Here is a 23604-nt window from a genome sequence, read left to right as displayed (position 1 = left end):
CCAAATAACAACCGGCGCTCCTAATATCGAAGTTATGGCATTAATTGGTAAGGTAATTTCCATTCCCGGCATTTGCGAAACCACGTCGCAAACCAACATAATAGCAGCTCCAAAAAGCAATGTACTCCAAAACAAAACCGTATGATTACTAGTCTGGAAAACCAATTTAGCAATATGCGGAACAGCCAATCCCACAAAAGCAATAGGTCCAGCATACGCAGTGATACTTCCTGCTAAAATACTGGTTGCAAGAATAATAATCAATCGTGCTTTATTGAAATTCAGTCCCATGCTTTTGGCGTAATTTTCTCCTAAGAGTAATGCATTCAGAGGTTTGATACTAAGTAAACTTAGAAACAATCCCAACAGCACACAAACGGAGAGAATCAAGATGGATGTCCAAGACAAATTTCCAAGGTTTCCCATCGACCAAAAAGTGAATTTCTGCAATTGTTCTGCTGAGCTGAAATACGTAAGAACACCAACAACCGCACTGGTAAAACTACCAAACATCAGTCCCACAATCAAGATTGCCATTGTATCTCTCAAGCGTTGTGAAACCAATAAAACCAGCAACAAAACAGAGGTACTTCCTAAGGTTGAAGCCAAAACGATTCCGTATGGAGATAATAAAATACCGCCCAAAAAAGCAGGCACTATACTAGCGCCCAATATGACAAAAGCAACTCCCAAACTGGCTCCCGAACTAAGCCCCAAAACATAAGGTCCAGCCAATGGATTTCTAAATAAAGTCTGCATCAATAAACCGCTAATGGATAATCCCATTCCAACTAGAACAGCCGTAATAGCTTTCGGCAATCTATAATTGATAATGATATATTCCCAAGTCGATTTGCTAGCTTGACCACCTGTCAAACTGGTATAAACTTCTTTTAGCGGAATAGTGATAGAACCCAAACTAATGTTCACAAAAAACAGTACAATCAGCCCTAAGAAAAGGAATGAAAATAGAATTGTATTTCTTTTTGGATTGTTCAAATTAATTATTTTCTAGCTCCCTCTCCTTCAGGAGAGGGCTGGGGTGAGGTTTTAATTCAGTTTTTTAGCAAAAGTAAAATTATAATCAGGAAGTAATTCAGGATGAAAGATTTTAATGTAATCTTTCAAAACCAAATCAGGTCTGGCAGGGGATAATTCATAAAAAATAGTACCACCTGTAGCGCCCAATTTCCCTTCGAAAGTATAAATGTTTTTATTAGTAAAAGCATCAAACTGACTATAATGTGGATTGGCTTTTTCTAACTCAACTAATGATTTGAATGAGCCTGTAGCAATCCAAAAATTAGCGGTTTTGGCCTTGTCTAATATGTTTTCAAAAGACAGTCCTAGGCTTCCCGTTCCTTCCAAATCCTTCCAAAGATAATTGGCTTTGGCATCTTTCATAAATTGAGCAACCCAACTACTACCTCTAGCCACAAACCATTGATCTTGGTACATAGATCCATATAAAACTGTTGAAGTCGGTTTCTGATCAGCGACCAATTTTACAGCATCATTATATTCTTTTACGATTGTATTAAACAACTGATTCGCTTCTTTTTCTTTACCAAATAAAACACCATATAACTTTAACCATTCCGCTTTTCCAAGAGGAGATTGTTCCATCCAATCCGCTTGAATTAAAACATTCAAACCGCTTTTTTGTAAATTTTCAATGGTTGGATTATTGTTGTCAATTCCAAAAGTTACAATCAAATTGGGATTTAAATCAATAAGTTGTTCGATATTGAGTTTTTCGTTTTGTCCTACATTTTTAACTTTTCCTGCATCAATCAAAGCTCTCGTTTTTTCAGAAGAAATGTAATCGGTGTGCGGAAAACCTACTAATGATTTTTCAACTCCCAACATTTCCAAAAATGGAATATTCGTAGTAGAAGTTACCACAATGGATTGCAACGGAACATTAATCTGAGTATAATTTTTTAGGCTATCAGGAACAACAGCATTTTTTTCTTTCAGAATATAAGTAAAATTTTTAACCGCATCTGGCCAAGGATTCGAAACCGTTACAACTGTAAAACCTTCATGTTTTTCAATGGCTAAACTTTTGGCATATTGAATACTGTTTGTAGTGTTAACGTCGGTTGTAAGGGCTTTTTTTTCGTTTTTTTGGCATCCAATAAAAGAAAAAATAATACTGATTAATAGAGTTTTGTAGAATGAAAATCGCATAGACTATATTTTTCGATAGCGACAAAGGTATAGTAAAATATAAATTTCCTGTTTAATTTTTACCGTAAAAAATCAGACAAACGCTATCTTTACCAAATGAATACAATAAAAGTAAAACATTGCTCGAGCTGTAAAACGCCTTTTGATTGTGGAGATTCAGTTGAAGGAATGGCGTGTTGGTGCAATGATTTTCCGCCTATTTTCAATCCGTTTGATATTGCCGATTGTCTTTGTCCAAGTTGTTTCAAAAAAGCTTGTTCTGATAAAATTGATGAATTTGTAGCAACAATAACCCCCGAAAATGCAATAGGAAACAAGGCTTCATTATTACCCGAAAGCACTCAAATTATAGAAGGAATTGATTATTATTTCGAAGATGGAAACTATGTTTTCAAACCTTGGTTCCATCTGAAAAGAGGATATTGTTGCAAAAGCGATTGCACACATTGTCCGTATTAATTGCAAATTCACAACGTAGATGCACCGTAGAGATGCACTGTAGAGATGCACTGCAGTGCATCTCTACCACCTACGATTATCATAACAAAAAAATTAAAAATGATATACCTAATTACAGGCGGTGAACGATCCGGTAAAAGCGGTTACGCCGAAAATTTAGCCAAAGAATTAGCCGAAAATCCAATGTATGTAGCTACCGCCCGAAAATGGGATGACGATTTTCAAAAACGAGTAGATAAACATCAAAAAGACAGAGACGATCGCTGGGTAAATATTGAGAAAGAAAAACATTTAAGCGAGATTGATTTCTCAGGAAAAGTGGCAGTTGTAGATTGTGTGACGCTTTGGCTGACTAATTTTTTTGTAGACACCAAAAATGACGTGGCATTAAGTCTCGAACAAGCCAAAACTGAGATAGACGCGATTGTACAACAAAAAGACACCAAAATCATTATTGTAACCAACGAAATTGGAATGGGAGTTCACGCCGAAACCCATATTGGAAGGAAATTTGTCGAGTTGCAAGGTTGGATGAACCAATACATCGCCAAAAATGCCAACACCGTAGTGCTAATGGTTTCTGGAATTCCCGTAAAAATAAAAGGATAAATATGAATTTTGTAAGTTCTTGGAGCGGAGGAAAAGACAGTTGTTATGCCATGATGCAGGCAGTGGCACAAGGATTTGTTCCAAAAGTGCTGCTGAATATGATGAACGAAAATGGCAAAATATCACGTTCTCACGGCTTGCCCCTGTCGATTTTGAAACAGCAAGCCCAAAAAATGAATTTACCACTCGAAGCTATTCCAGCGACTTGGAACGACTACGAAGCCAAGTTTATCGATATTTTAAAAAGGTTAAAAACGAACTATAACCTCGATTCAGCCGTTTTTGGAGACATCGATTTGCAAGACCACAAAGATTGGGAAGATAAAGTTTGTCAAGCCGTTTCGATAAAAGCCGTACTTCCTTTGTGGCAACAAGATCGCATCGTTTTGGTCAACGAAATGCTCGAAAATGGTATAATTACGATGATTGTTTCCTGCAATCCAATGATGGGCGAAGATTATTTAGGCAAAATTTTGACCAAAGAATTGGCAAAGGAATTGCTCGAAAAAGGCATTGACCCTTGCGGAGAAAACGGCGAATTTCATACTTTGGTACTCAATTGTCCGTTATTTTCAGAAGCGATAGAATTGCCTAACTTTACAAAAATTACCCATAACGACTATTGTTTCATTGTTTGGGAAGAATAAAAAAGTAATAATTATTTGGGCGTTTTCGCCGCGGCGAACGGGCTGTCCGTTATATCTTTATTGCCGAACCCCGGCAATAAAGGATGCCACTACCATCCCTAACGCAAACACACGATATTAAAATGACTTTAGACGAAATCATACAATCCCGCAGAGACACCCGTCATTTTACAACTGATCTCGTGCCCGATGAAGTAATTCAAAAAGCGTTACTGGCCGGACATCATGCCCCTTCTGTTGGTTTGACCGATGCTACAAAATACTATCTGATCAAATCGGATGAAATCAAAAAAGCGATAAAAAGCCTCTTTTTAGATTACAATCAAAAAGCCGAAAATTGCACCGATGATGAATTGCAAAAATTGCAATACCAAGCCTTAAAACTGGAAGCTATCGAAGAAGCGCCACTTGGTTTAGTAATTTGCTACGACCGCTCGGTTTTGAATCATTTTACCATCGGGACTGTTGGAAGCAACGAGGCGGTAAAGTATAGTTCGGTATGCGCTGCTCAAAACATTTGGTTATCATTGACAGAGCAAGGTTATTCGATGGGCTGGGTTTCCATTCTGAATTATTACCAATTCAAACAACTTTTAGGATTGCCTGAAAACATTGAACCTTTAGGATATTTTTGTGTAGGCAAACCGTCAACAAACTACGATAATCAACCCATGTTGCAACAATTGAATTGGAAGCAAAAATCTGAAAAGCCTTTTGTTCAGGAGATTTCAGCTGTAGCATTTCTCCCAACTCCTGAGTCATTGCGAGGAACGAAGCAATCATACTTCAATAACTCCACAATAAGCGAAGCTTTACAACAAAAAATAGACAATAAAACTAAACCAACGGGTTCATTAGGTACTTTAGAAAGTTTGGCAAAACAAATCGGCACAGTCTTTCAAACTTTAGAACCAAAGATAACCAAACCCAATATGGTCGTTTTTGCTGCCGACCACGGAATTGCAAATCATGGTGTAAGCGCCTATCCACAAGATGTTACCCGACAAATGGTAACCAATTTTCTGGAAGGAGGCGCAGCGATTAATGTGTTTTGTAAACAAAATAATATCGAATTAACTATTGTGGATGCGGGAGTGAACTATGATTTCCCAACAAATGCTAATTTAATTTCTGCCAAAATAGGAAAGGGTACTCAGTCGTTTTTACATGTTCCTGCCATGAGCAAAACCGAATTCGATTTGTGTTTTGAAAAAGGAAAAGAAATTGTAAACTCCATTTTTGAAACAGGCAGCAATTGTATCGGCTTTGGCGAAATGGGAATCGGAAATACTTCTACAGCTTCCGTTTTGATGAGTATTCTTCTGGAATTACCAATCGAAGATTGCGTCGGGAAAGGAACAGGAGTTGTTGACGAAAAGCTGATTCAAAAACAAAATATCCTGAAAAAAGCTCTTGAAAACTATAATGGGACAAATGATTTAGAAAGCAAATTGGCGTATTTCGGAGGATTCGAAATCCTGCAAATAGCAGGCGGAATGCTTCAAGCCAAACAAAACAATATGCTGATTTTGGTTGATGGTTTTATTTGTTCGGTAGCGTTTTTAATCGCTTATAAAATGAACCCAGCAGTCAAAGAAAATGCGATATTCTGTCATTCATCAGCAGAGCAAGGGCATCAAAAAATATTAAATTATTTGGATGTTCAAGCCTTGTTACAATTGGATTTACGATTAGGAGAAGGAACAGGTTGTGCTGTGGCATTTCCAATTATACAATCGGCGGTTTGTTTTTTGAATGAAATGGCCAGTTTTGAATCGGCGGGAATAAGCAAAAAAGAGTAGTTTTTTTTTGGGCTAAAGCCAATTAAGAGCAAATACTTTAATTCCTCCAGATAAATCTGGAGGCAATTCAAAGAATGAAGCTATTATTTTAAGATAAATCTAGAGGCAATTTCAAAAAATGAAGCTATTGTTTTAAGATAAATCTAGAGGCAATTCAAAAAATGAAGCTATTATTTTAAGATAAATCTGGAGGCAATTCAAAAAATGGAGCTATTGTTATAAGATAAATCTAGAGGCAATTCAAAGAATGAAGTTATTGTTTTAAGATAAATCTAGAGGCAATTCAAAAAATGGAGCTATTGTTTTAAGATAAATCTAGAGGCAATTCTAAGAATGAAGCTATTGCTTTAAGATAAATCTGGAGGCAATTCAAAGAATGAAGCTATTGTTTTAAGATAAATCTAGAGGCAATTCAAAAAATGGAGCTATTGTTATAAGATAAATCTAGAGGCAATTCTAAGAATGAAGCTATTGTTTTAAGATAAATCTAGAGGCAATTCAAAGAATGAAGCTATTGCTTTAAGATAAATCTAGAGGCAATTCAAAGAATGAAGCTATTGTTTTAAGATAAATCTCGAGGTAATTGAGAATTAAAATATTGAATTGCCAATAGCTTTAGCTATTGGATATAAAATAAAAATCTCTAAATTGGCTTTAGCCAAAAATACAAAACAACTAAAAATATAAGAATGCCATTTGTAAAAGTATATATTCATTGTGTTTGGAGCACCAAAAATAGAATTCCATATTTAGATTCGATTGAATTGCGCCAAAAAGTTTGGAATCATATAAGAGAAAACTCAATTCAAAAAGGGATTTTTATTGATTTTATAAATGGATATTCGGATCATTGTCATTGTTTGATTTCTTTAGGTGTAGATCAAAATATTCAAAAAGTAATGCAACTTATAAAAGGAGAATCATCTTTTTGGATTAACAAAAATGAATTGACTAAAGAGAAATTCCAATGGCAGGATGAATATTTTGCAGTTTCGGTTTCGGAATCAGTTATTGATAAAGTTAGAAATTATATCAAAAATCAAGAGGAACATCATAAAAAGAAAACATTTCAAGAAGAGTATGATGAATTTATTCTGAAATTTGGTTTTAAAAAGATTGATGATAAATGAATTTGATTTTGAATGATTTAATCTTTTCATTGAAATTTCCAAAATAAATTATGAAAAAACAATTACATATATTTTTCACGGCATTGATGTTTTACACCCGAATTCCGTGTCCCAAAAACATTGACCATAATCCAGATTATTTAAACAAAGCTTCTCGTTATTTTCCGTTGATTGGCTGGATTGTGGGCGGAATTTCTTTTGTTGTTTATTACTTAGCGACTTTGTTATTTACTTATGAAATTGCTTTAATACTTTCGATGATTGGAGGAGTTTTAACCACAGGAGCATTTCATGAAGATGGATTTGCTGATGTTTGTGATGGTTTTGGTGGTGGATGGACAAAGGAAAAAATCCTTTTGATAATGAAAGACAGCGCCATTGGTGCGTATGGAGCTATTGGTGTGGTTTTACTTCTTTTACTGAAATTCGAAGCCATTTCTACTTTATTTTCAAGATTTGAAATCATCAATCTACAATCTGCAATCTGCAACTTGCTCCTCTTTGTTTCCGCCCATTCACTTAGTCGATTAGCAGCCATTTCCATTGTTTTTACTCATCAATATTCGAGAGAAGACGCATCGAGTAAAAGTAAGCCTATTGCTCAGAATTTCACTTGGAAAGAAGTAGTTGGAGCTTCTTTTTTTGGATTATTGCCACTTGTGATTTTATCTGTTTTTCAATGGCAATTATTGTTGGCTTTACTGCCTGTTTTTATCGCTCGTTTTTTCCTTGCCCAATATTTCCAGAAATGGATTGATGGTTACACGGGAGATTGTTTGGGGGCAACTCAACAGATATGTGAAGTGATTTTTTATTTGTCAATTATCGGAATATGGAAGTTTATTTAGTTCGTCATACGGAAACGGTTTGTGAAAAAGGAATTTGCTATGGGCAAAGCAACGTTGGGATTTTAGAACCTTACGATATTGTTTTTGAAAATATTTTAAAGCAATTGCCCAAAGAAGCAAAATTGTATTCCAGTCCGTTGCAACGTTGTGTTATTTTGGCCAAACACATTCAGAAAAATGTCCAAATTGATTCGATTATTGAAGATCCAAGATTGATGGAAATGCATTTTGGCGATTGGGAACTGCAAAGTTGGAACGACATTCCGCAAGAAATACTAAATCCTTGGATGGAAGATTTTGTAAACGTAAGGGTGCCTAATGGCGAATCTTTTGTGGATTTGAATGAAAGAGTTTTGGATTTTTTTAATAATGAAATTCCAAAAAACCTTGATAAACCTTTGATTATTGTAGCACATTCAGGTGTTATTCGAAGTATTTTGTGCAAAATAAATAATCTTCCTTTGCAAGAAGCTTTTAAAACGTCTTTGGATTTTGGAGCGGTTTTGAAAATAGAATTACTGAGTTAGCGAGCTGCTATTTTTTATTCATAGTCAAAGTAAATAATAGCTTTTTTGTTTTTATTTAAGGACTTTGAATGTAAGTAATAATAAAATCCAAATCTCAATCTCTAGCCCTGATCGGAGTGAAAATCCTTGTGGGCTGGGGTTCAGCCCACAAGATTGTAGCGTAGAGCAGGAAACCATATTTCCTGAAAATGCCGTATGTTTTGCTCCTTAAAAAGCATTTTAAAATTATAACCACTTAGAAAATCAGTAACTTAGCTTCTTAGGAACTTTTATTTGTTTTTTTGATTTTTTTAACTTTATATTTGCACTCGAATTAAGGTTGTGTTTATTTTTTTACAAAAACACATTAAAAGGGAATTAGGTTCAAAACCTAAGCTGTTCCCGCAACTGTAAGCTACAAAGCTTGTTGTAATCTACTAAGTCACTGTTCGCCGCGGCGAATGGGAAGGCAAACAACAAGACGCAAGCCAGGAGACCTGCCTTTTTTCTTAACGAATAACGGACTTTCGGGAAAAAAGGTTCAGGAATTATGACTTTAAAAAAACTAATACTAGGCGTTTTTGTTTTGTTGTGCCAATTTATTTCGGCACAGAATGACTCTATCAATAACTTAAAAGAGGTCATAGTCTCTGACCGTACGCTACATTCTGGTAACAAATCACAAACGATTCAGGTGCTTAATGATTCGGTTATTGACAAAAACCAATCGTATCTCACCAATCTTTTAAATTTCAACAGCGTTTTGTATTTTAAGGAATATGGACGCGGAATGACTTCGATGGTTTCTTTTAGGGGAACTACTGCGTCGCAAACCGCTGTGGTTTGGAACGGAATTAATGTCAATTCGTTGCTCAATGGAAGCGCTGATTTCAACACATTTACTTCTTCTGATTTCAATTCGATTAGTGTAAAAGCGGGTGGAGGAAGCGTGAGTTATGGAAGCGGCGCCATAGGAGGAAGTGTGCATTTGAATACTAATCTGGTTTTTGATAACAAATTCGAGAACAATTTGAGGCTTGATTATGGGAGTTTTAATACCATTGGAGTCAATTATAAACTGAATGTTTCAAACAAAAAATGGAGTACTCAAGTTGGGCTTTCTCGAAATAGTTCTGATAACGATTACGATTATATTGACCTTTATACGTGGCAGGGCGTTCAGCGAAAAAATGAAAATGGGCAATATGCAACAACTAGTTTGTCTGGCAATGTTGGGTATAAAATCAGCGCAAATGAAATGCTGACTTTTTATAGTCAATTCTCCAATACAGATCGAAATCTTTCATTGATATCCGAATCGGATTCGAAAACAAAATACATCAACACTTTTAGCCGAAATCTTTTGGAATATGCAGAAACCGAAGGACGCTTCAGCAGTAATTATAAAGTGGCATATCTCACAGAAGAGTATCAATATTTTGCCGACATCGATAATGATTATTTTACTTATGGAAAATCGCAATCGTTTATTGCAAAAATAGATTTTGGATATCAATTAATAGAATCGATCAAACTTGATGGGATTGTAGATTATAATGGTACCAAGGGTTTTGGAACTAGTTTTGGCAATAACACAAGACATATTGGAGCTGTTGCTTTGAAAGTTGTAGAAAAGGCAAATCCGAAATGGCAAAATGAATTGGGATTCAGAAAAGAAGCTACTTCAGATTATGATAGTCCATTTTTATTTTCGTTGGGTTCGTCGTATGCGTTTACTTCTTTTTATAATTTGAAAGTCAATTTTTCAAGAAACTTTAGGATTCCAACATTTAATGATTTGTATTGGGAGGAAGGCGGAAACCCTGATTTGAAGCCTGAAAGCTCTTATCAAACAGAGATTGGAAATGTTTTTACGTATAAAAAAATCACTTTGACTGAGACTGTTTACTTTAACAAAATCGATAATTTAATTCGTTGGATTCCGGTAAATGGTGATGTCTGGTCACCAGAAAATACAGACCGTGTGAATACGTATGGCTCTGAAACTATTCTGGGTTGGGCGAATTCGTACGGAAAAAATAATTTCGCTGTAAATGGAACTTACGCCTACACGGTTTCAAAAAATATTGATACCGATAAACAGCTGTTTTTTGTTCCTTATCACAAAGCTACTGCTTCGGTTGCGTATTCGTACAGTAAGTTTTCTGTGGATTATCAGTATTTGTACAACGGTTTTGTATATACAAGATCGGATAATGATCCTCATGAAATTATAGATGCTTATCAGATATCAAATATTGGATTTAATTATGATTTTAAGTTTTTAGAATCTTCAAAAATAGGTTTTCAGGTCTTGAATGTTTTTAATGAAAAGTATGAAAGTGTAGAAGACAGACCAATGCCTGGTCGTAATTTTAATTTGTATATAACCCTAAAATTTTAAATAATTATGAAGTTTAGTAAGTCCTTTTTTGTTGCTCTGGTGAGCGTTTCTTTATTTGTTTCCTGTACGAATGATGATGATAAAGTTGAAGATTCTGGCGATTACAATGAAGGAATTTTGGTATTGAACGAAGGAGGTTCAGGACAAGGTTCTGTTTCGTTCATAAGTAATGATTTGAATAATTTTACTCAAGATGCTTATACCACTGCCAATGGATCTGATCTGCTTGGAAAATATGTGCAATCTATCTTTTTTGATGGCGATAAAGCGTATATCATTGCTGGTGGTTCCAATAAAATTACGGTGGTAAACAGAAATACGTTCAAGATTGTTGCAAAAATCGAAACCGGTCTTGTTAACCCAAGATATGGAGTTGTAAAAGATGGAAAAGCATATGTAACTAATGCCAATACCTATTCGTATGCAAATCCTGCAAGTGGCGATACCGATGATTATGTTGCGGTTATTAATTTGACAACAAACTTGGTAGAATCAAAAATTGAATTGAATGCAACTGCCAACAGAATTGTATTAGAGAACGGAAAATTATACATCACAGAACCTTATGTTAGTGATAAAGTTTTGGTGGTAAATACAACTACAAAAACATTGGAAACCCCAATAAATATTGGTTCTGATGCAGATTCTATGGAAGCCAAAGACGGAACTTTGTATGTTTTGAGAAGCCCTTACGGAGTTGCCAGCGAAATTGTGAAAGTAAAATTATCAGATAATAGTTTGAGTAAAATTACTTTTCCAACTGATTTAAAAGATGCTAAAAATCTGGACATTGAACAAAATAAAATTTATTATACTGTTGGGACTTCGGTTTATGGTATGAATATTTCAGAAACGGTAGCTTCCAAAACAGCTATTTTATCGTATAATTCAAATTCAGATTATGGTAAAATGTATGGCTTTGCGGTAAAAAACAATCATTTTTTTATTGCTGATGGAGGAGATTTTACTGCCAATAGTAAAGCATATGTGTATTCACTTTCTGGAGTTTTGGAAAAAGAGTTTACGGTGGGTGTTGGTCCAAACGGATTTTATTTTAATAATTAAATACTAATAGTCACTTTTTTGTGTTCTATAGTAAAATTAAATACGGTTCTTGATTTAATAGTTGTGGTATTCTAGAGAATTATAGACAGTATTAGGTAATTGTTATTTGAGAAAAAAAGGCTTTCAGTGATGAAAGCCTTTTTGGTTTATATTATTTGGTTTTTATTATAAAGATTGTAACAGTCCTGGAGGAACTTTTTCGATATACATTTGGTTTTGTCCGGTAATAGATTTTGAATCATCAAAATATGGAAACGTTTTGCCTTGTGTTTTCTTAACCATTCTGGCTGTACTGGTGATTTTTCCAATGGCAGTACTTAGTAAAGGCTCAGTTGTAGCACCCAATTCTCCAAAATTAGAAGGGCTCTCTTTTAGTGAATATGTTGGTGTCAAACCATTAAAATAGTCGCCAAAATCATCAGCATTAACAATTTTTAAAACAATCGGCTGCATCGCATAACGATGTTTTGGGTTTCTGTTTTCTTTTCCAAAAGTTGGAGAGTCGTAGATTGTGATCGATCCTACATTTTTTCCAATAGTGATATCGCCAATTTGGTACACATCAATATAAGGTTTTAAACCGTTGATGACCAATTCGCTTGCTGATGCGGTGTTGTGTGTTGTCAAAATATAGACTTTGCTAAGATTTAAACTGTTTAATGGAGTGTTGTCTATTTTATCCACAAACAAATCCTTTAATGCATCAGGATCTTCGGATTCGAAATAGGAATTGATTTTGTCATTCCATCTTTGTTTAGAAAAAACTTTTCCAGTAAATTCTCCTGTAATCATACTTGCCAAACGTGTTGCCGACTGAATGGAACCTCCAGAATTGTATCTTAAATCTAAAACCAAATCAGTAATACCTTGTGATTTAAAAGAACCAAAAACATCATTTAATTCTTTGTCATAACTTGGATAAAAACCATTATAGATCAAATATCCAATTTTATGTCCATCCTTTTCAATGACTTTATTGATTAAAATTGGATCTTCGGCAAGCACTGTTTTGGTCAGGTCTACAGATTTACCATTTGGTGTAATTGCGCCATTATTATAATCGGCTAAGTTCAATGTATAATTGTCAAATCCGGATAATAAAGTTCTGTAATTACTCATTGTAAGTTGTGTTCCATTTATTCCATAAAATATGTCACCTCGTTTAATTCCTTTGGCTGACGCATCAGAATTAGGAATAACATAACTTACACAACCAAAAATTTCGTTAGAACTTGACGATTTTCGGAAAAGACTATATGCCATCCCGTCATTTTTTGTAGTTCCCTGAAGTGCACCTTCTAGTTCAAGATAATCACTTACAATCCAACTGAATCTATCGATAGACGAATTTACCCTAAGGGCATTAAATAAATCTTCTGGCTGATCATATTGCTGTAAAAAAGAATTTAATTGGGCCTGATTGGCAAAACGATTGTCGGCTAAATTTGGAACATCTGCCTGCCATAAATAATATAAATTTAGGCCTTTCCATATAAAGTCATTGACCTCAAGTCCAGCAGGTGGTGGGACATCGTCCATGTCTTCACAACTCTGAAGGGTTAGAAAAGCTAAAAGTATTAAAAGTGTAATTTTTAAATATGGCTTCATGTATTGGTATTAATTGGAGATGTCTATACAAAAGTACTAACTTTAGGCTAATTTAGTTTTTTTTTGTAACAAAAATTATACTGATTCGTCTTGAGAATATAGCCAAATTAATATAACCATTTATGAACCAAAGTGAATTCGTGCTTTTGATTAATCCGTTCAAAGACAAGCTCTTTCGATTGGCTAAGCGATTGCTTGTGAGCACGGAGGAAGCAGAAGATGCTACTCAGGAAATTTTGGTTAAGCTATGGAATAAAAATGAAAATTTGGAAGCATATAATAGCATTGAAGCAATGGCTGTAACAATGACCAAAAATTATTGCCTGGACCAGTTAAAATCAAAAAGAGCCAGTAATCTTAGGATTGAGCATTCTAATTTTACAGATAAAGAACCAAGTTTATACAAACAAATTGAAGATAATGACAGTTTAAAATGGGTTGAAAAAATCATTAATCAGTTGCCGGAACAACAACGGATTATTATTCAGTTACGAGATATAGAACAATGCGAATTCTCAGAAATCGCAAAAATAACAGAGATGAACGAAACTGCCGTACGAGTGGCACTTTCAAGAGCAAGGAAAACAATTAGAGAATATATGTTAAAAACACACAGTTATGGAGTTCAATAAAATGGAAGCACTTTTAGAAAAATACTTTGAAGGAGAAACAAGTATTGCCGAAGAGAACGAGTTGAAAAACTATTTTTCGTCCTCAAATGTTGCGTCACATTTAGAACAATACAAGCCTTTATTTGGTTATATTGTTGAAGCAAAAAATGAAAAGTTTGAAAAAAATATATCATTACTATCGAAGAAGAAAAAGATATCATGGTTGTCGATAGCTGCTACGATTGTAGTAATTATCGGTATTGGAACTTACACTTATTTCAATGTAAATGATTATTTCAATGTAAATGAAGTAAAAGAAAAACAAGAATTGGGCACTTATGAAGATCCAAAAGAAGCATTAGAAGCTACACAAAAAGCTTTGGCGATGTTGTCCAATAATGTTAATACCGGCATCGAAGGAATGCAGTACATTAAGGTATACGAAATGACAAAAGATAAAGTATTTATAGACTAAAAATAAAGCGCGAATGATTCTAGAGCATTCAAGCCCCAGAGTACAATTAAATTTTAAAAACAATCATTAAATCAAAAATAAAATGAAGAAGTTAATAATCACATTAGTAATAATATTGATATCAAGTCCATTTTTTGCACAATCAGCATTTGATAAATTTGATGGACAAGACGACGTGACCTCTGTTGTTGTCAATAAGAAAATGTTCGAATTGATGAGTAAGGTAAAAGTGGATACTTCTGATAAAGAGGCACAACAATACATGAATCTGATCAAAAAGTTAGATAATTTAAAAGTGTTCACTACCAAAAATGACAAAATAGAAAGTGAATTAAAAGCAACTGCTGACAAATACGTCAAAACTGCTGGTTTAGAAGAATTGATGCGTATAAACGACAAAGGAAAAAATATCAAAATAATGGTAAAATCTGGAGCAAAAGATACTCAAATAAAAGAGTTACTGATGTTTGTTGAAGGTGGGAAAGATGAAGATACCGTTTTGATGTCATTGACAGGAGATTTTGATATCAATGAGATTTCAGTTTTGACTGATAAAATGAAAATTCCCGGAGGTGATGATTTGAAAAAAGCAACTAAAGGAAAGAAATGATAGTTCTTAGTTTTTGGTATCTAAAATCAAAAAACAATGCTTTATGAAAAAGTTATTCTATTTAATCGTCCCTTTGATAAGTTTGGTTTTTGGAAGTTGCAATTCAGAGCCGACCTTGCAGAAATATTTTGTTGAAAATACGGAGAATAAAAATTTTATCGCTTTAGATATTTCATCGAATATTTTGGATGTTGATAAAACCAAATTGACAGTGGCTCAAAGCGAAGCATTGCAATCTTTTGAAAAGATTAATGTTTTGGCTTTCAAATTAAATGATAAGAACAAATCACAATTCGAGGCAGAAAGAGCTAAAGTAAATTTGATTCTAAAAGATCCAAAATATCAGCAGTTGATGAAGTTTGGTTCGGGCAAACAAGGAGCTTCTGTATGCTATGTTGGAACTGATGATCATATTAACGAATTTGTGTTTTTTGCCAATAAAAATGATGCTGGTTTTGCCGTTGTCAGAGTCTTAGGAAAAGACATGAATCCAACGAATATCATAAACATGATTTCTGTTTTGAAAGAATCCAAAATTGATATGGAACAATTAAAACCTTTGCAGGAATTAGTTAAGAAATAGGTTAAAATTTATCAATTTAAAAAAGCGTTTCCTAGTGGAAGCGCTTTTTTTATGACATTTTTACAGTTTAATATTTAATTTTACTATTAAGATATTAAGGTAGTTAAGCTTAACTTATTTAAATAGGGTCTGCTGAAAAACTCCTGAGTGCCGCATAAAACTCGCAGTTTGTCATTCCGTAGGAATCCTAGCAATCAAAAGTGCCAATCTTTGTAGAGTTCTTTGCGGAGATTCCTACGGAATGACAAGATTGTGGAATTTGTTATTGAATAATTTAAAATTAAGTGCAAGGTCTTTAAATACCATCATTCATAAATCCTGCATTTGTTTTCTAGACAATAGATCGAATCTCTTTATTTTATTGTGTAAATTTTTTTTTCAGCAGACCCTAAATAAACTCAAAGAAAATAGTTCTAGATTGTTTTTAAATATTCAATCCAATTTTCCTGAGTGTTTAAATTTTTGATAATGCAGGAATCAGAAACAGGAATAGTTGTAACTGCAGAAGGATTCATTTTTTTGATTTCTAAATCCAATCGGGTGTTTTTGTTTGTTGGATCTAGTAAAAGTAATTGGTTCCAAAAATCAGGATGTAACTTAATAGGATGACCATTTTTGCCTTCAAAATTGGGAAGGACAATTTGGTTTTGAGTTTCAATAATTTTGTGTAATTCGGCTGTGTTGACTATTGGGACATCAATAGGATTTATCAAAACAGATTTGTTTTTCGGGATTTGTTGTAATACATTTTGTAAAGTTGAAAAAGAACCGAGTTCCGGATTTTGGTTAATGATTATCCGAATTTTGATTTTTTTGTAAACGAAAAAATGCTGCAGCGCTTCTTTCAGCCAAGGGATTTTGTTTAAATAATCTTGAGAATGGTATCCTAATCCTATATAAATTTCGGTTATTGTTGAGGTTGCAATTCGGTTAATTTGTTCCAGAATCCAATAGTTATTTTGGTATTGAAGTAATCCCTTTGGCACACCCATTCTTTCGGATTTTCCTCCTGCCAATAATACGAATACAGTATCATTTTCCATAATAAGCCTTCAATAATTCGGATGCGATGCTTATGGCAATTTCTTTGGGAGAATTGCCGCCTAAGTCCAATCCAATAGGGCAATGAACGGGAGCGATTCCAGGTTTAAAATTCAATTCATTTATCAATAAATTATTGAATTTGTTTTTCTTTGTTTTACTGCCAATTAATCCTATATATTTTGTTTGTTCATGCAATGCTAAAGCAGTAATTTCAAAATCGAGTTTGTGATCGTGAGTTAAAATAACCACATAACAATTGGATCCCCAGTTTACAGATGTTTTATAAAAATCAAAAGGAATGTCACTGTAAGTTATTGTTTTGTCGATTTCGATAGTTTCTTTCCAGTTTTCTCTGGTGTCAAGAAGTGTGATATTGAAAGGTGTATCTTTTAAAACCTGACAAATTGCAACACCAATATGTCCTGCTCCAAAGATGAATAATTCTGGGGATTGATTCATAGGTTCGATAATTAGTTCTACTTTTCCGCCACAACATTGTTCAAATTCTGGGCCTAGTGTATAAGTGCATTCTATTATTTTATTTTCGCGAATAGAACGAACAGCTTCGTCAATAACTTGAAATTCTAATTTGCCTCCACCAATAGTTCCGAAAATTTCTTTTTGTGGAGTAACAATCATTTTTGAAGCTACTTTACAAGGAGCCGAACCAAGAATTTTGGTAACTGTAACTAATGCAACTGGCTTTTTTTTACTTTTAAAATCGTGTAATAATTCAATCCAATTGTTCATTGAGATAGATCTGTTTTTTTAATTTTTTGCACTAAATTTTCTTAAATACCGTATTTGCGTTAGGGATGGTAGTGGCATCCTTTATTGCCGGGGTTCGGCAATAAAGATATAACGGACAGCCCGGTTCGCCGCGGCGAAAAAGCCCAAAATTTATACTAACTCATAATCACTTAAAGGCAAATTGTAATAGCGTTTTCCAGTCAGTTTAAAAATGGCATTGATGATGGCTGGGGCAATTACAGGAACGCCAGGTTCGCCAACACCTGTTGGAACTTCGTTGTTTTCGACAATTTGTACGTGAACTTTTGGAACTTCGTTCATGCGAATCATTCGGTAATCGCTGTAGCTGTTTTGTTCGATTGCGCCATCTTTGGCAGTTATTTTTCCGTAATAAGCGATTGACATTCCGAAGACTGCGGCTCCTTCTAATTGAGAAGTTATCGTGTTTTTATTGACCGCCGTTCCGCAATCAATAACAGTGTGTACATTGTGAACTTTTACTTTATCATCGGTCATCGAGACCTCAACAACTGAGGCTACATAAGAGTTAAAGCTATAATGAACAGCTAAACCATGAGCATGTCCTTTGGGTAATGGTTTACCGTAATTAGCATTTTTGGCGGCTAGTTTCAGGACATTTTTAAGGCGGGCTGTGTTGTATTTTATAGGATCTTTTGTGTCTTCTATACGATCATTGCCTATTAACTTAAGTCGGAATTCTAATGGATCTTGTTTTGCGGCATGAGCCAATTCATCTGCAAAAACATTGATCGAAAAACCATGAAGAATATTAATTACCGAGCGCATCCAGCCAATTCGAACCATGGCAGGAGCTTGTCCTGATTCGACTTTGAAATTTTTTATTTCAAAAGGGACATCGGCAGCGCTGGAAGCTTCCCATCCTGCTGGATAATCAGTGCCAGGTTTAAAAGTTGACATGATTGAAGGGAAAGCTGAGCGATGCAGCCAGCCAGTAACATTTCCTTGTGCATCCAAAGAAGCTTTCATGTATTGAGAACTCACCGTGTGGTAATAGCCATGTTTGATGTCATCTTCTCTGGTCCAAACCACTTGTACGGGAGCTTTGATCGCTTTTGAAATCATGGCCGCTTCGACAATATAATCGGGCTTTGATTTTCGGCCAAAACCTCCGCCGAGAAAAGTAACGTTTATGGTTACTTTGTCTTTTGTTGTTCCCAAATAAGATACCACTTCATCTTGTGCGCTTTGTGGTGATTGTGTAGGAGCCCAAACTTCGCAACTATTGCCCTGAACCCAAGCCACAGCATTTGGAACTTCCATTGGAGCATGAGCTAAATGCGGTAATTTAAAAGTGCTTTCGACAACTTTTGCAGCTTCGCCAAAAGCTTTGTCGACATCGCCAATTTCTTTTTCGACTTTGCCGGGTTTATGAACTCTTTCGGTTAATTCTGCCATATATGTTTCCGAATCATAGCCTTCGTTTTTGCCATAATTCCACTGGATTTCAAGAGCTTGTTTTCCTTTAAAAGCAGCCCAAGTATTCGATGCAATAACAGCAACGCCACCTAAAGGGCCAAAAGGTTTTTCGATTTTTGGGATTTCAATTACATCTTCGACGCCTTTGATTTTCATTGCAGCCGTTTTGTCGAAAGATTTTACAGTACCAAAAGTAACCGGACATCTGGCGATAGCGACAACTTTCATATTTGGCAAACGTTTATCAATTCCGAAAACGGCGCTACCGTTTACAAAATCTTTGATGTCTATACTTTTTAGGTTTTTGCCAATGTATTTAAAATCTTTAGGATCTTTATAAACGATGTTTGTTGGAGTAGGTAATGTTTTTACGATTTCGACCAACTCTCCATAGCCTAATTTTTTCCCGCTAGAATGAATGATAAAGTGGTTTTGGGCGATGCATTCGCTTTCTGGAACTTGCCATTTTTTTGCCGCAGCAGTAATAAGCATCATTCGGGCTGTTGCACCCATTTTTCTCATAGTGTCATAAAAACCGGCTACACTTCGGGAACCATCTGTGTTTTGGTCGCCATATTTTGCATCACCAACAGCTTGTTGAACCGAAACTTTATTCCAATCGGCTTCCATTTCATCTGCAACGATAGAGGTTAAAGAGGTTCTGACTCCGTTACCCATTTCGGAACGTGCTGCAATTATTATTAGGCTTCCGTCTGGATTTAATTGTATAAATAAATTTGGAATAAATGCTGCTGAATTTTCGAGAACAATTTCTTTAGAAAATAAATTATAATTGCATCCTAAAATCAATCCCCCTGATACCAATCCCATATTTCTGATGAAATTTCTACGGCTTATGTTTTGAATTTCACTCATGATTAACGGTGTTTTTTAAGTTCAACAGTATGTTTGATCGCATTTTTGATGCGTTGATACGTGCCACAACGACAAATGTTTCCGCTCATAGCATCATCAATATCAGTATCCGAAGGATTTTTATTGGAATTGAGTAGTGAAGTAGCAGTAATTAATTGTCCCGGTTGGCAATATCCACATTGAGGAACATTGAACTCTTCCCAAGATTTTTGAAGTAATTGTAGGTTTTCTGAAGTTCCTTCGATCGTAGTGATGTTTTTACCAGCCACCATTTCGACTGGAGTCAGGCAGGAGTAAGTTGCAACATTATCTACAAGGACTTTGCAGGCACCACAAGCACCAATACCGCAGCCAAATTTAGTTCCGGTAAGTCCGATGATGTCTCTAATTGCCCAAAGCAAAGGCATTTCGGGATCAACATCGATGGTATATTTCTTTTTGTTTATCAGAAGAGTTGTCATTGGGATTTCGGTTTGAAATTAGGAAATTGAAAGTTATAACTTTTTTTATAATTTATAATTTAATTTTTAAGGACCAAAGAAAAGGCGAGAACTCAATCCTATTAAGTAAACAGATTTAGCTATTATTTTTTCACACAAGTTTTATAGGTTTGGCTCTAGCGAAAACTGTAAAACCTGCGTGTTTTCTATATTTTGATTTTTCTTAACCTATTGAGCGAAATTATTTTTTAACCACATAGAGACATAGAATTTTTAGTTTTTAAAAGAGTTTCAGAGTAGTTTCACTTCTCACATAGCGATCTATGTTAAAAATTTATTTCTTTGCATTCTTAAGTGATTTGCTATTAAATCTATGTGTCTATGTGTTTCATTTTTTATTTAAACTGAATTTCACCCAAGGTTTTTTCTTAATTAAAAACTATTTTTTTTGTAGTTGAATTTCCATTTTCCAATTGGGTCTTTACTAATAAAATTTGCTCTTTAGTTTTTAAAGCAGAAACATCAAAAGTTGAATTTCCTATTTTATTTTTGCTATAAATCAATTTGCCTGAAACGTCGAAAACTAGAATTTTTTCAATCCTTTCTGCTTTGGCATTCACAGAAATAATTTTGTTTTTTACAGCAACGATTAGATCTTTGGAAGTTTTATCAAAATCATTAACACCCAAATCATTATTAATAAATTTGATTACAAACCGGTCATCAAAAGTACCGTCAACACTTGAAAAAGTATAGCCACCTTTGCGTAAATCATTCGTACTGTCATTTACTTTATCGTACAGATAAATTGGTTGTTGGTCTAAATCGCCATCGGTATTGCTGATGCTAATTGTAAACTGGCTCGCCACAGCAGGTTGTTTTTCTAAATTGACCATAAATCCTAACGGAATTTCATCTGTTTCTGCAAATGGGCGAAGAATGCCTTGGATAACTAAGCGATAATCTTGAGCAGACTTGGTATAGAAATCGGCATATTTATTGTTGTTAAAATCAAAAGCGTCATACGAATTATTTATATCAGGAGAAGGATTAGTTATATATCCAATTAAAATTTGTTTGAACAATCCTTCATCATTCGTTAAGTTGAGCCATAATCTGCTTTTTTGGTCATCAGCTTTTTGAGTCAATCTAAAAAATTGAGAGTTATTGCTCCTTACACGCATTGAATTTTTAAAAATGATATCACGTGGAGCTTCTTCTATAATAAAAAAACCTTGACCTGCTCTAATGAATTTAATGTCTGGAACGATACCATTATCACCAGAAACTCCTCCGGTTGCATTGAAACAAGCATAATCAGCACTTTTATATTTGTATTGTGCTGCATTTGGTTTTGAGCTATTTACCCAAAAATAAATTGGACTCGAGAAACCATTTTCAGCAAAAAATTTATTTAAATCCAATGCCGATGGATAGGGATTTCCAATTAGCTGCCAGTTCGGATAGCCTATACTGGGAGGAAATTCATTGCTAGGGACCAAAATATCACCATTATTAGGAACTCCTTTAAATTCGGCTGTAAATACTGTTGGTGTTGTATCACTAAACGTTTTAGGCGCCTTTACTGCAAATCCATCACCAGCCAGAATACTATAGTTAAAATTAGAAAACCAACCATATCTGTTATAAAATAGATAGTCGTCTTCAGTAGTATTTGGCAATAAATTTTCTGAAGTTAATCCTGATACAGGCGAAGACCATACGGTAGAATCATTTTTGTATAGCCCATTACTATTACGTTTGTAGGTAATATTGCCAGTATTAGCTGCTGTATTTTTTTGGATTAAATTGGAATCATTTTCAAAAGTTAATGATCCTCCGGCAACTGTAATTTCATTTACAAGAGTTAAGGTATTATCAGTATTGATAGTAACATTACCTGAATTTACAGTGCAATTACAACCGAATAAATCTCCAGAAGAACTATAATCTCCCTCAAAAACAATCTGATCACTACTTGTAGGTGCAGTTCCTCCAGACCAACTCACTCCATCCCAAGTTTTTGTAGGTCCTGTGCAAGGAGTTCCAATTACTTTAAGAATTCCTGTATTTGGGTAAAAAAACCAATCGTTTATGTTTGTTGCTGTTGAGATACTACCACCGTAAGTTCCTGTCAATTGCGCAATATCTCCCAAGATTAAATATTTTGTTGTATGGGTTACGTTGGTTCCCAAATCTGCCAAAACAAATTTTAATTTAGAGATGTTGAGTGTATTACTAATATTAATTGGAGTATCCGGAAATTTTTTAGTTCCACCTGAACTTAAAATAAGATTATAATAGTCGCTATTGATAATGTTTTGATCTCCAAAATTTATATAGTTGACAGTAGTATCAATCCCATTAAGAACAAGTGAGCTTATTCCGGTTTCACTCAACGAAAAAGTAATTGGATTGCTTAAATTTAATAATCTTGGACCTAAGTTAGTAGCGGTTGTAAATGTAGCTGTACTTTCAACAAGAGGATTAGGAGATGTTGTTCCCTTGTTCTCATTAATCGTTTTTATTTGTCCATTTATTCCCGTTAGTCCTTTTTGGAGGCTGAATGTAGCATTGTTTGTATATGTATTATTATAGGAACTGCTGTAAATAGTTAAATTACCATTAATATTAAGATTTGATATTTCACTTTTTACTACTGTTGTATAATTTGCATTTTTAGGATCGTCTGATGGTCTTCCTACATCAAATGAATCACAATATAAAAAACCAGAGCCTTTAATTGTTGCTGTTATGTTTTCTGAATTTGATGCGTCAACAACAATTTTTCCCGTTATCCATAACGTTACCTCGGAAATGTTTAGAGTACTATTTTGAAATAATAATGAATTGCAAAGTGTAGTACCGGGACTATCAACTGTAACTGAATTATCCCCAGTTAAGATAACATCATCATTTTCGTCGGGGATACCATCCGAATCACTAACTCCGGAATTAGTAAAACTCCAAGTAGTGGGATCGTTCCAATTCCCGTTTTTTATTGATGTGAAGGTTGATTGCCCAAAACCAAAACCATGAACTAGAACTATTGCTAAACTAAAAAATAATTTTGTTTTCATGTCTTTTGAAATTAGTTTATAAAATGTCTTATACTGAAAAAATGTTCTTGTCGTATAAGCTAAATTTATTTTGGGAGTAAAAAAATCCTAGTTTATTGTTTAATGTAAAAAAACTTTTTTGTCTGTAGAATGTCCGTTTTCCAATTGGGTTTTTACTAACAAAACCTGATTGTTAGTTTTTGCAATTGAAAAATCAAAACTGGAATTCCCTATTTTATTTTTGCTATAAATCAATTTTCCTGAAATATCATAAACCAAGATTTTGTCGATTCTTTCTGCTTGCGCATTCACAGAAATGGTTTTGTTTTTTACAGCAACGATTAGGTCTTTGGAAGTTTTATCAAAATCATTAACACCCAAATCATTATTAATAAATTTGATTACAAACCGGTCATCAAAAGTGCCG

22 protein-coding genes and 1 riboswitch are annotated in these 23604 nt (G+C 34.5%); of the genes, 13 read left to right on the top strand and 9 right to left on the bottom strand.

Going from position 1 to position 23604, the window contains the following annotated elements:
• Together VLC96_RS07570 and VLC96_RS07565 are read right to left on the bottom strand one after the other, a co-directional pair.
• The coding region (locus VLC96_RS07570; RefSeq protein ID WP_325261838.1) for an iron ABC transporter permease at positions 1-999 on the bottom strand (999 nt) is incomplete at its 3' end.
• A 51-nt stretch (positions 1000-1050) separates the two neighbouring features.
• A complete protein-coding gene (locus VLC96_RS07565) occupies positions 1051-2193 on the bottom strand; it encodes an ABC transporter substrate-binding protein (RefSeq protein ID WP_325261837.1) in 1143 nt (380 codons plus the stop codon).
• A 96-nt stretch (positions 2194-2289) separates the two neighbouring features.
• On the opposite strand from VLC96_RS07565, the gene VLC96_RS07560 reads away from it, so the two are divergent.
• From VLC96_RS07560 to VLC96_RS07520, 9 genes are all read left to right on the top strand, one after another.
• On the top strand, positions 2290-2652 hold the full coding sequence (locus VLC96_RS07560; protein ID WP_325261835.1) for a DUF5522 domain-containing protein: 363 nt from the start codon (positions 2290-2292) through the stop codon (positions 2650-2652).
• Positions 2653-2751: 99 nt separating this feature from the next.
• Positions 2752-3261 (top strand): bifunctional adenosylcobinamide kinase/adenosylcobinamide-phosphate guanylyltransferase, encoded by a 510-nt coding sequence (gene cobU / locus VLC96_RS07555; protein WP_325261833.1) that lies wholly within the window; start codon positions 2752-2754, stop codon positions 3259-3261.
• 2 nt (positions 3262-3263) lie between these two features.
• Positions 3264-3908: a Dph6-related ATP pyrophosphatase gene (locus VLC96_RS07550; RefSeq protein ID WP_325261832.1), complete on the top strand. Its 645-nt coding sequence runs from the start codon at positions 3264-3266 to the stop codon at positions 3906-3908.
• A 122-nt stretch (positions 3909-4030) separates the two neighbouring features.
• The gene (gene cobT / locus VLC96_RS07545) at positions 4031-5710 is read left to right on the top strand and encodes a nicotinate-nucleotide--dimethylbenzimidazole phosphoribosyltransferase (RefSeq protein WP_325261830.1); all 1680 of its coding nucleotides are present in this window, start codon (positions 4031-4033) and stop codon (positions 5708-5710) included.
• A 689-nt stretch (positions 5711-6399) separates the two neighbouring features.
• Positions 6400-6840 carry an IS200/IS605 family transposase gene (gene tnpA, locus VLC96_RS07540; RefSeq protein WP_325261828.1) on the top strand — a complete coding sequence of 147 codons (441 nt, stop codon included), beginning with the start codon at positions 6400-6402 and terminating at the stop codon, positions 6838-6840.
• A gap of 50 nt (positions 6841-6890) precedes the next feature.
• Positions 6891-7688: an adenosylcobinamide-GDP ribazoletransferase gene (locus VLC96_RS07535; RefSeq protein ID WP_325261826.1), complete on the top strand. Its 798-nt coding sequence runs from the start codon at positions 6891-6893 to the stop codon at positions 7686-7688.
• Positions 7673-8215: an alpha-ribazole phosphatase gene (gene cobC / locus VLC96_RS07530; RefSeq protein WP_325261824.1), complete on the top strand. Its 543-nt coding sequence runs from the start codon at positions 7673-7675 to the stop codon at positions 8213-8215. Before VLC96_RS07535 ends, cobC begins: the two co-directional genes overlap by 16 nt.
• Positions 8216-8514: 299 nt before the next feature.
• A riboswitch (cobalamin riboswitch) is annotated at positions 8515-8713 on the top strand.
• A 31-nt stretch (positions 8714-8744) separates the two neighbouring features.
• On the top strand, positions 8745-10598 hold the full coding sequence (locus VLC96_RS07525) for a TonB-dependent receptor plug domain-containing protein (protein ID WP_325261822.1): 1854 nt from the start codon (positions 8745-8747) through the stop codon (positions 10596-10598).
• Positions 10599-10604: 6 nt separating this feature from the next.
• A complete protein-coding gene (locus VLC96_RS07520) occupies positions 10605-11663 on the top strand; it encodes a YncE family protein (RefSeq protein WP_325261820.1) in 1059 nt (352 codons plus the stop codon).
• A gap of 165 nt (positions 11664-11828) precedes the next feature.
• Here the strand turns inward: VLC96_RS07520 and VLC96_RS07515 are convergent, their stop codons facing one another.
• Positions 11829-13271 carry a GFO_1087 family putative carboxy terminal peptidase gene (locus VLC96_RS07515; protein ID WP_325261818.1) on the bottom strand — a complete coding sequence of 481 codons (1443 nt, stop codon included), beginning with the start codon at positions 13269-13271 and terminating at the stop codon, positions 11829-11831.
• Between the two features lie 122 nt (positions 13272-13393).
• Here VLC96_RS07515 and VLC96_RS07510 point away from each other — a divergent pair, with 122 nt between their 5' ends.
• From VLC96_RS07510 to VLC96_RS07495, 4 genes are all read left to right on the top strand, one after another.
• A complete protein-coding gene (locus VLC96_RS07510; RefSeq protein ID WP_325261816.1) occupies positions 13394-13903 on the top strand; it encodes a GFO_1088 family ECF-type sigma factor in 510 nt (169 codons plus the stop codon).
• Complete coding sequence (locus VLC96_RS07505; protein WP_325261812.1) at positions 13890-14357, top strand: PG0215 family putative anti-sigma factor; 468 nt, start codon at positions 13890-13892, stop codon at positions 14355-14357. Before VLC96_RS07510 ends, VLC96_RS07505 begins: the two co-directional genes overlap by 14 nt.
• A gap of 82 nt (positions 14358-14439) precedes the next feature.
• Positions 14440-14967: a GFO_1090 family protein gene (locus VLC96_RS07500; RefSeq protein ID WP_325261811.1), complete on the top strand. Its 528-nt coding sequence runs from the start codon at positions 14440-14442 to the stop codon at positions 14965-14967.
• A 43-nt stretch (positions 14968-15010) separates the two neighbouring features.
• Positions 15011-15550, top strand: a complete 540-nt coding sequence (locus VLC96_RS07495; protein ID WP_325261809.1) for a GFO_1091 family lipoprotein — start codon at positions 15011-15013, stop codon at positions 15548-15550.
• Between the two features lie 413 nt (positions 15551-15963).
• On the opposite strand, the gene VLC96_RS07490 is transcribed toward VLC96_RS07495, so the two are convergent.
• From VLC96_RS07490 to VLC96_RS07465, 6 genes are all read right to left on the bottom strand, one after another.
• Positions 15964-16593: a nucleotidyltransferase family protein gene (locus tag VLC96_RS07490; RefSeq protein WP_325261808.1), complete on the bottom strand. Its 630-nt coding sequence runs from the start codon at positions 16591-16593 to the stop codon at positions 15964-15966.
• Entirely contained in the window at positions 16583-17344 is a 762-nt protein-coding gene (gene xdhC / locus VLC96_RS07485; RefSeq protein ID WP_325261807.1) for a xanthine dehydrogenase accessory protein XdhC, read from the bottom strand. The genes VLC96_RS07490 and xdhC overlap by 11 nt, the downstream gene beginning before the upstream one ends.
• A 150-nt stretch (positions 17345-17494) precedes the next feature.
• A complete protein-coding gene (locus VLC96_RS07480; RefSeq protein ID WP_325261805.1) occupies positions 17495-19678 on the bottom strand; it encodes a xanthine dehydrogenase family protein molybdopterin-binding subunit in 2184 nt (727 codons plus the stop codon).
• 2 nt (positions 19679-19680) lie between these two features.
• Positions 19681-20139: a (2Fe-2S)-binding protein gene (locus VLC96_RS07475; protein WP_325261804.1), complete on the bottom strand. Its 459-nt coding sequence runs from the start codon at positions 20137-20139 to the stop codon at positions 19681-19683.
• A 407-nt stretch (positions 20140-20546) separates the two neighbouring features.
• Positions 20547-23198, bottom strand: a complete 2652-nt coding sequence (locus VLC96_RS07470) for a DUF8693 domain-containing protein (RefSeq protein WP_325261803.1) — start codon at positions 23196-23198, stop codon at positions 20547-20549.
• 99 nt (positions 23199-23297) lie between these two features.
• A partial coding sequence (locus VLC96_RS07465) for a DUF8694 domain-containing protein (protein WP_325261802.1) occupies positions 23298-23604 on the bottom strand: 307 nt, incomplete at its 5' end.

This window comes from Flavobacterium sp. (assembly GCF_035456085.1).
In the GTDB taxonomy this organism is placed as follows: domain Bacteria; phylum Bacteroidota; class Bacteroidia; order Flavobacteriales; family Flavobacteriaceae; genus Flavobacterium.
The sequence above is the reverse complement of the archived record's forward strand: the minus strand, read 5'-3'. Positions and strand labels throughout refer to the sequence as shown.

What these genes read in the sequence shown, in the direction of transcription:
- VLC96_RS07495 (WP_325261809.1), top strand. Translation starts at nt 15,011, where the DNA reads ATGAAAAAGTTATTCTATTTAATCGTCCCTTTGATAAGTTTGGTTTTT.
- VLC96_RS07515 (WP_325261818.1), bottom strand. Translation starts at nt 13,271, where the DNA reads ATGAAGCCATATTTAAAAATTACACTTTTAATACTTTTAGCTTTTCTA.
- VLC96_RS07565 (WP_325261837.1), bottom strand. Translation starts at nt 2,193, where the DNA reads ATGCGATTTTCATTCTACAAAACTCTATTAATCAGTATTATTTTTTCT.
- VLC96_RS07560 (WP_325261835.1), top strand. Translation starts at nt 2,290, where the DNA reads ATGAATACAATAAAAGTAAAACATTGCTCGAGCTGTAAAACGCCTTTT.
- VLC96_RS07510 (WP_325261816.1), top strand. Translation starts at nt 13,394, where the DNA reads ATGAACCAAAGTGAATTCGTGCTTTTGATTAATCCGTTCAAAGACAAG.
- cobU (WP_325261833.1), top strand. Translation starts at nt 2,752, where the DNA reads ATGATATACCTAATTACAGGCGGTGAACGATCCGGTAAAAGCGGTTAC.
- VLC96_RS07480 (WP_325261805.1), bottom strand. Translation starts at nt 19,678, where the DNA reads ATGAGTGAAATTCAAAACATAAGCCGTAGAAATTTCATCAGAAATATG.
- VLC96_RS07520 (WP_325261820.1), top strand. Translation starts at nt 10,605, where the DNA reads ATGAAGTTTAGTAAGTCCTTTTTTGTTGCTCTGGTGAGCGTTTCTTTA.
- tnpA (WP_325261828.1), top strand. Translation starts at nt 6,400, where the DNA reads ATGCCATTTGTAAAAGTATATATTCATTGTGTTTGGAGCACCAAAAAT.
- VLC96_RS07550 (WP_325261832.1), top strand. Translation starts at nt 3,264, where the DNA reads ATGAATTTTGTAAGTTCTTGGAGCGGAGGAAAAGACAGTTGTTATGCC.
- VLC96_RS07500 (WP_325261811.1), top strand. Translation starts at nt 14,440, where the DNA reads ATGAAGAAGTTAATAATCACATTAGTAATAATATTGATATCAAGTCCA.
- VLC96_RS07505 (WP_325261812.1), top strand. Translation starts at nt 13,890, where the DNA reads ATGGAGTTCAATAAAATGGAAGCACTTTTAGAAAAATACTTTGAAGGA.
- VLC96_RS07525 (WP_325261822.1), top strand. Translation starts at nt 8,745, where the DNA reads ATGACTTTAAAAAAACTAATACTAGGCGTTTTTGTTTTGTTGTGCCAA.
- VLC96_RS07470 (WP_325261803.1), bottom strand. Translation starts at nt 23,198, where the DNA reads ATGAAAACAAAATTATTTTTTAGTTTAGCAATAGTTCTAGTTCATGGT.
- VLC96_RS07475 (WP_325261804.1), bottom strand. Translation starts at nt 20,139, where the DNA reads ATGACAACTCTTCTGATAAACAAAAAGAAATATACCATCGATGTTGAT.
- cobC (WP_325261824.1), top strand. Translation starts at nt 7,673, where the DNA reads ATGGAAGTTTATTTAGTTCGTCATACGGAAACGGTTTGTGAAAAAGGA.
- cobT (WP_325261830.1), top strand. Translation starts at nt 4,031, where the DNA reads ATGACTTTAGACGAAATCATACAATCCCGCAGAGACACCCGTCATTTT.
- VLC96_RS07535 (WP_325261826.1), top strand. Translation starts at nt 6,891, where the DNA reads ATGAAAAAACAATTACATATATTTTTCACGGCATTGATGTTTTACACC.
- VLC96_RS07490 (WP_325261808.1), bottom strand. Translation starts at nt 16,593, where the DNA reads ATGGAAAATGATACTGTATTCGTATTATTGGCAGGAGGAAAATCCGAA.
- xdhC (WP_325261807.1), bottom strand. Translation starts at nt 17,344, where the DNA reads ATGAACAATTGGATTGAATTATTACACGATTTTAAAAGTAAAAAAAAG.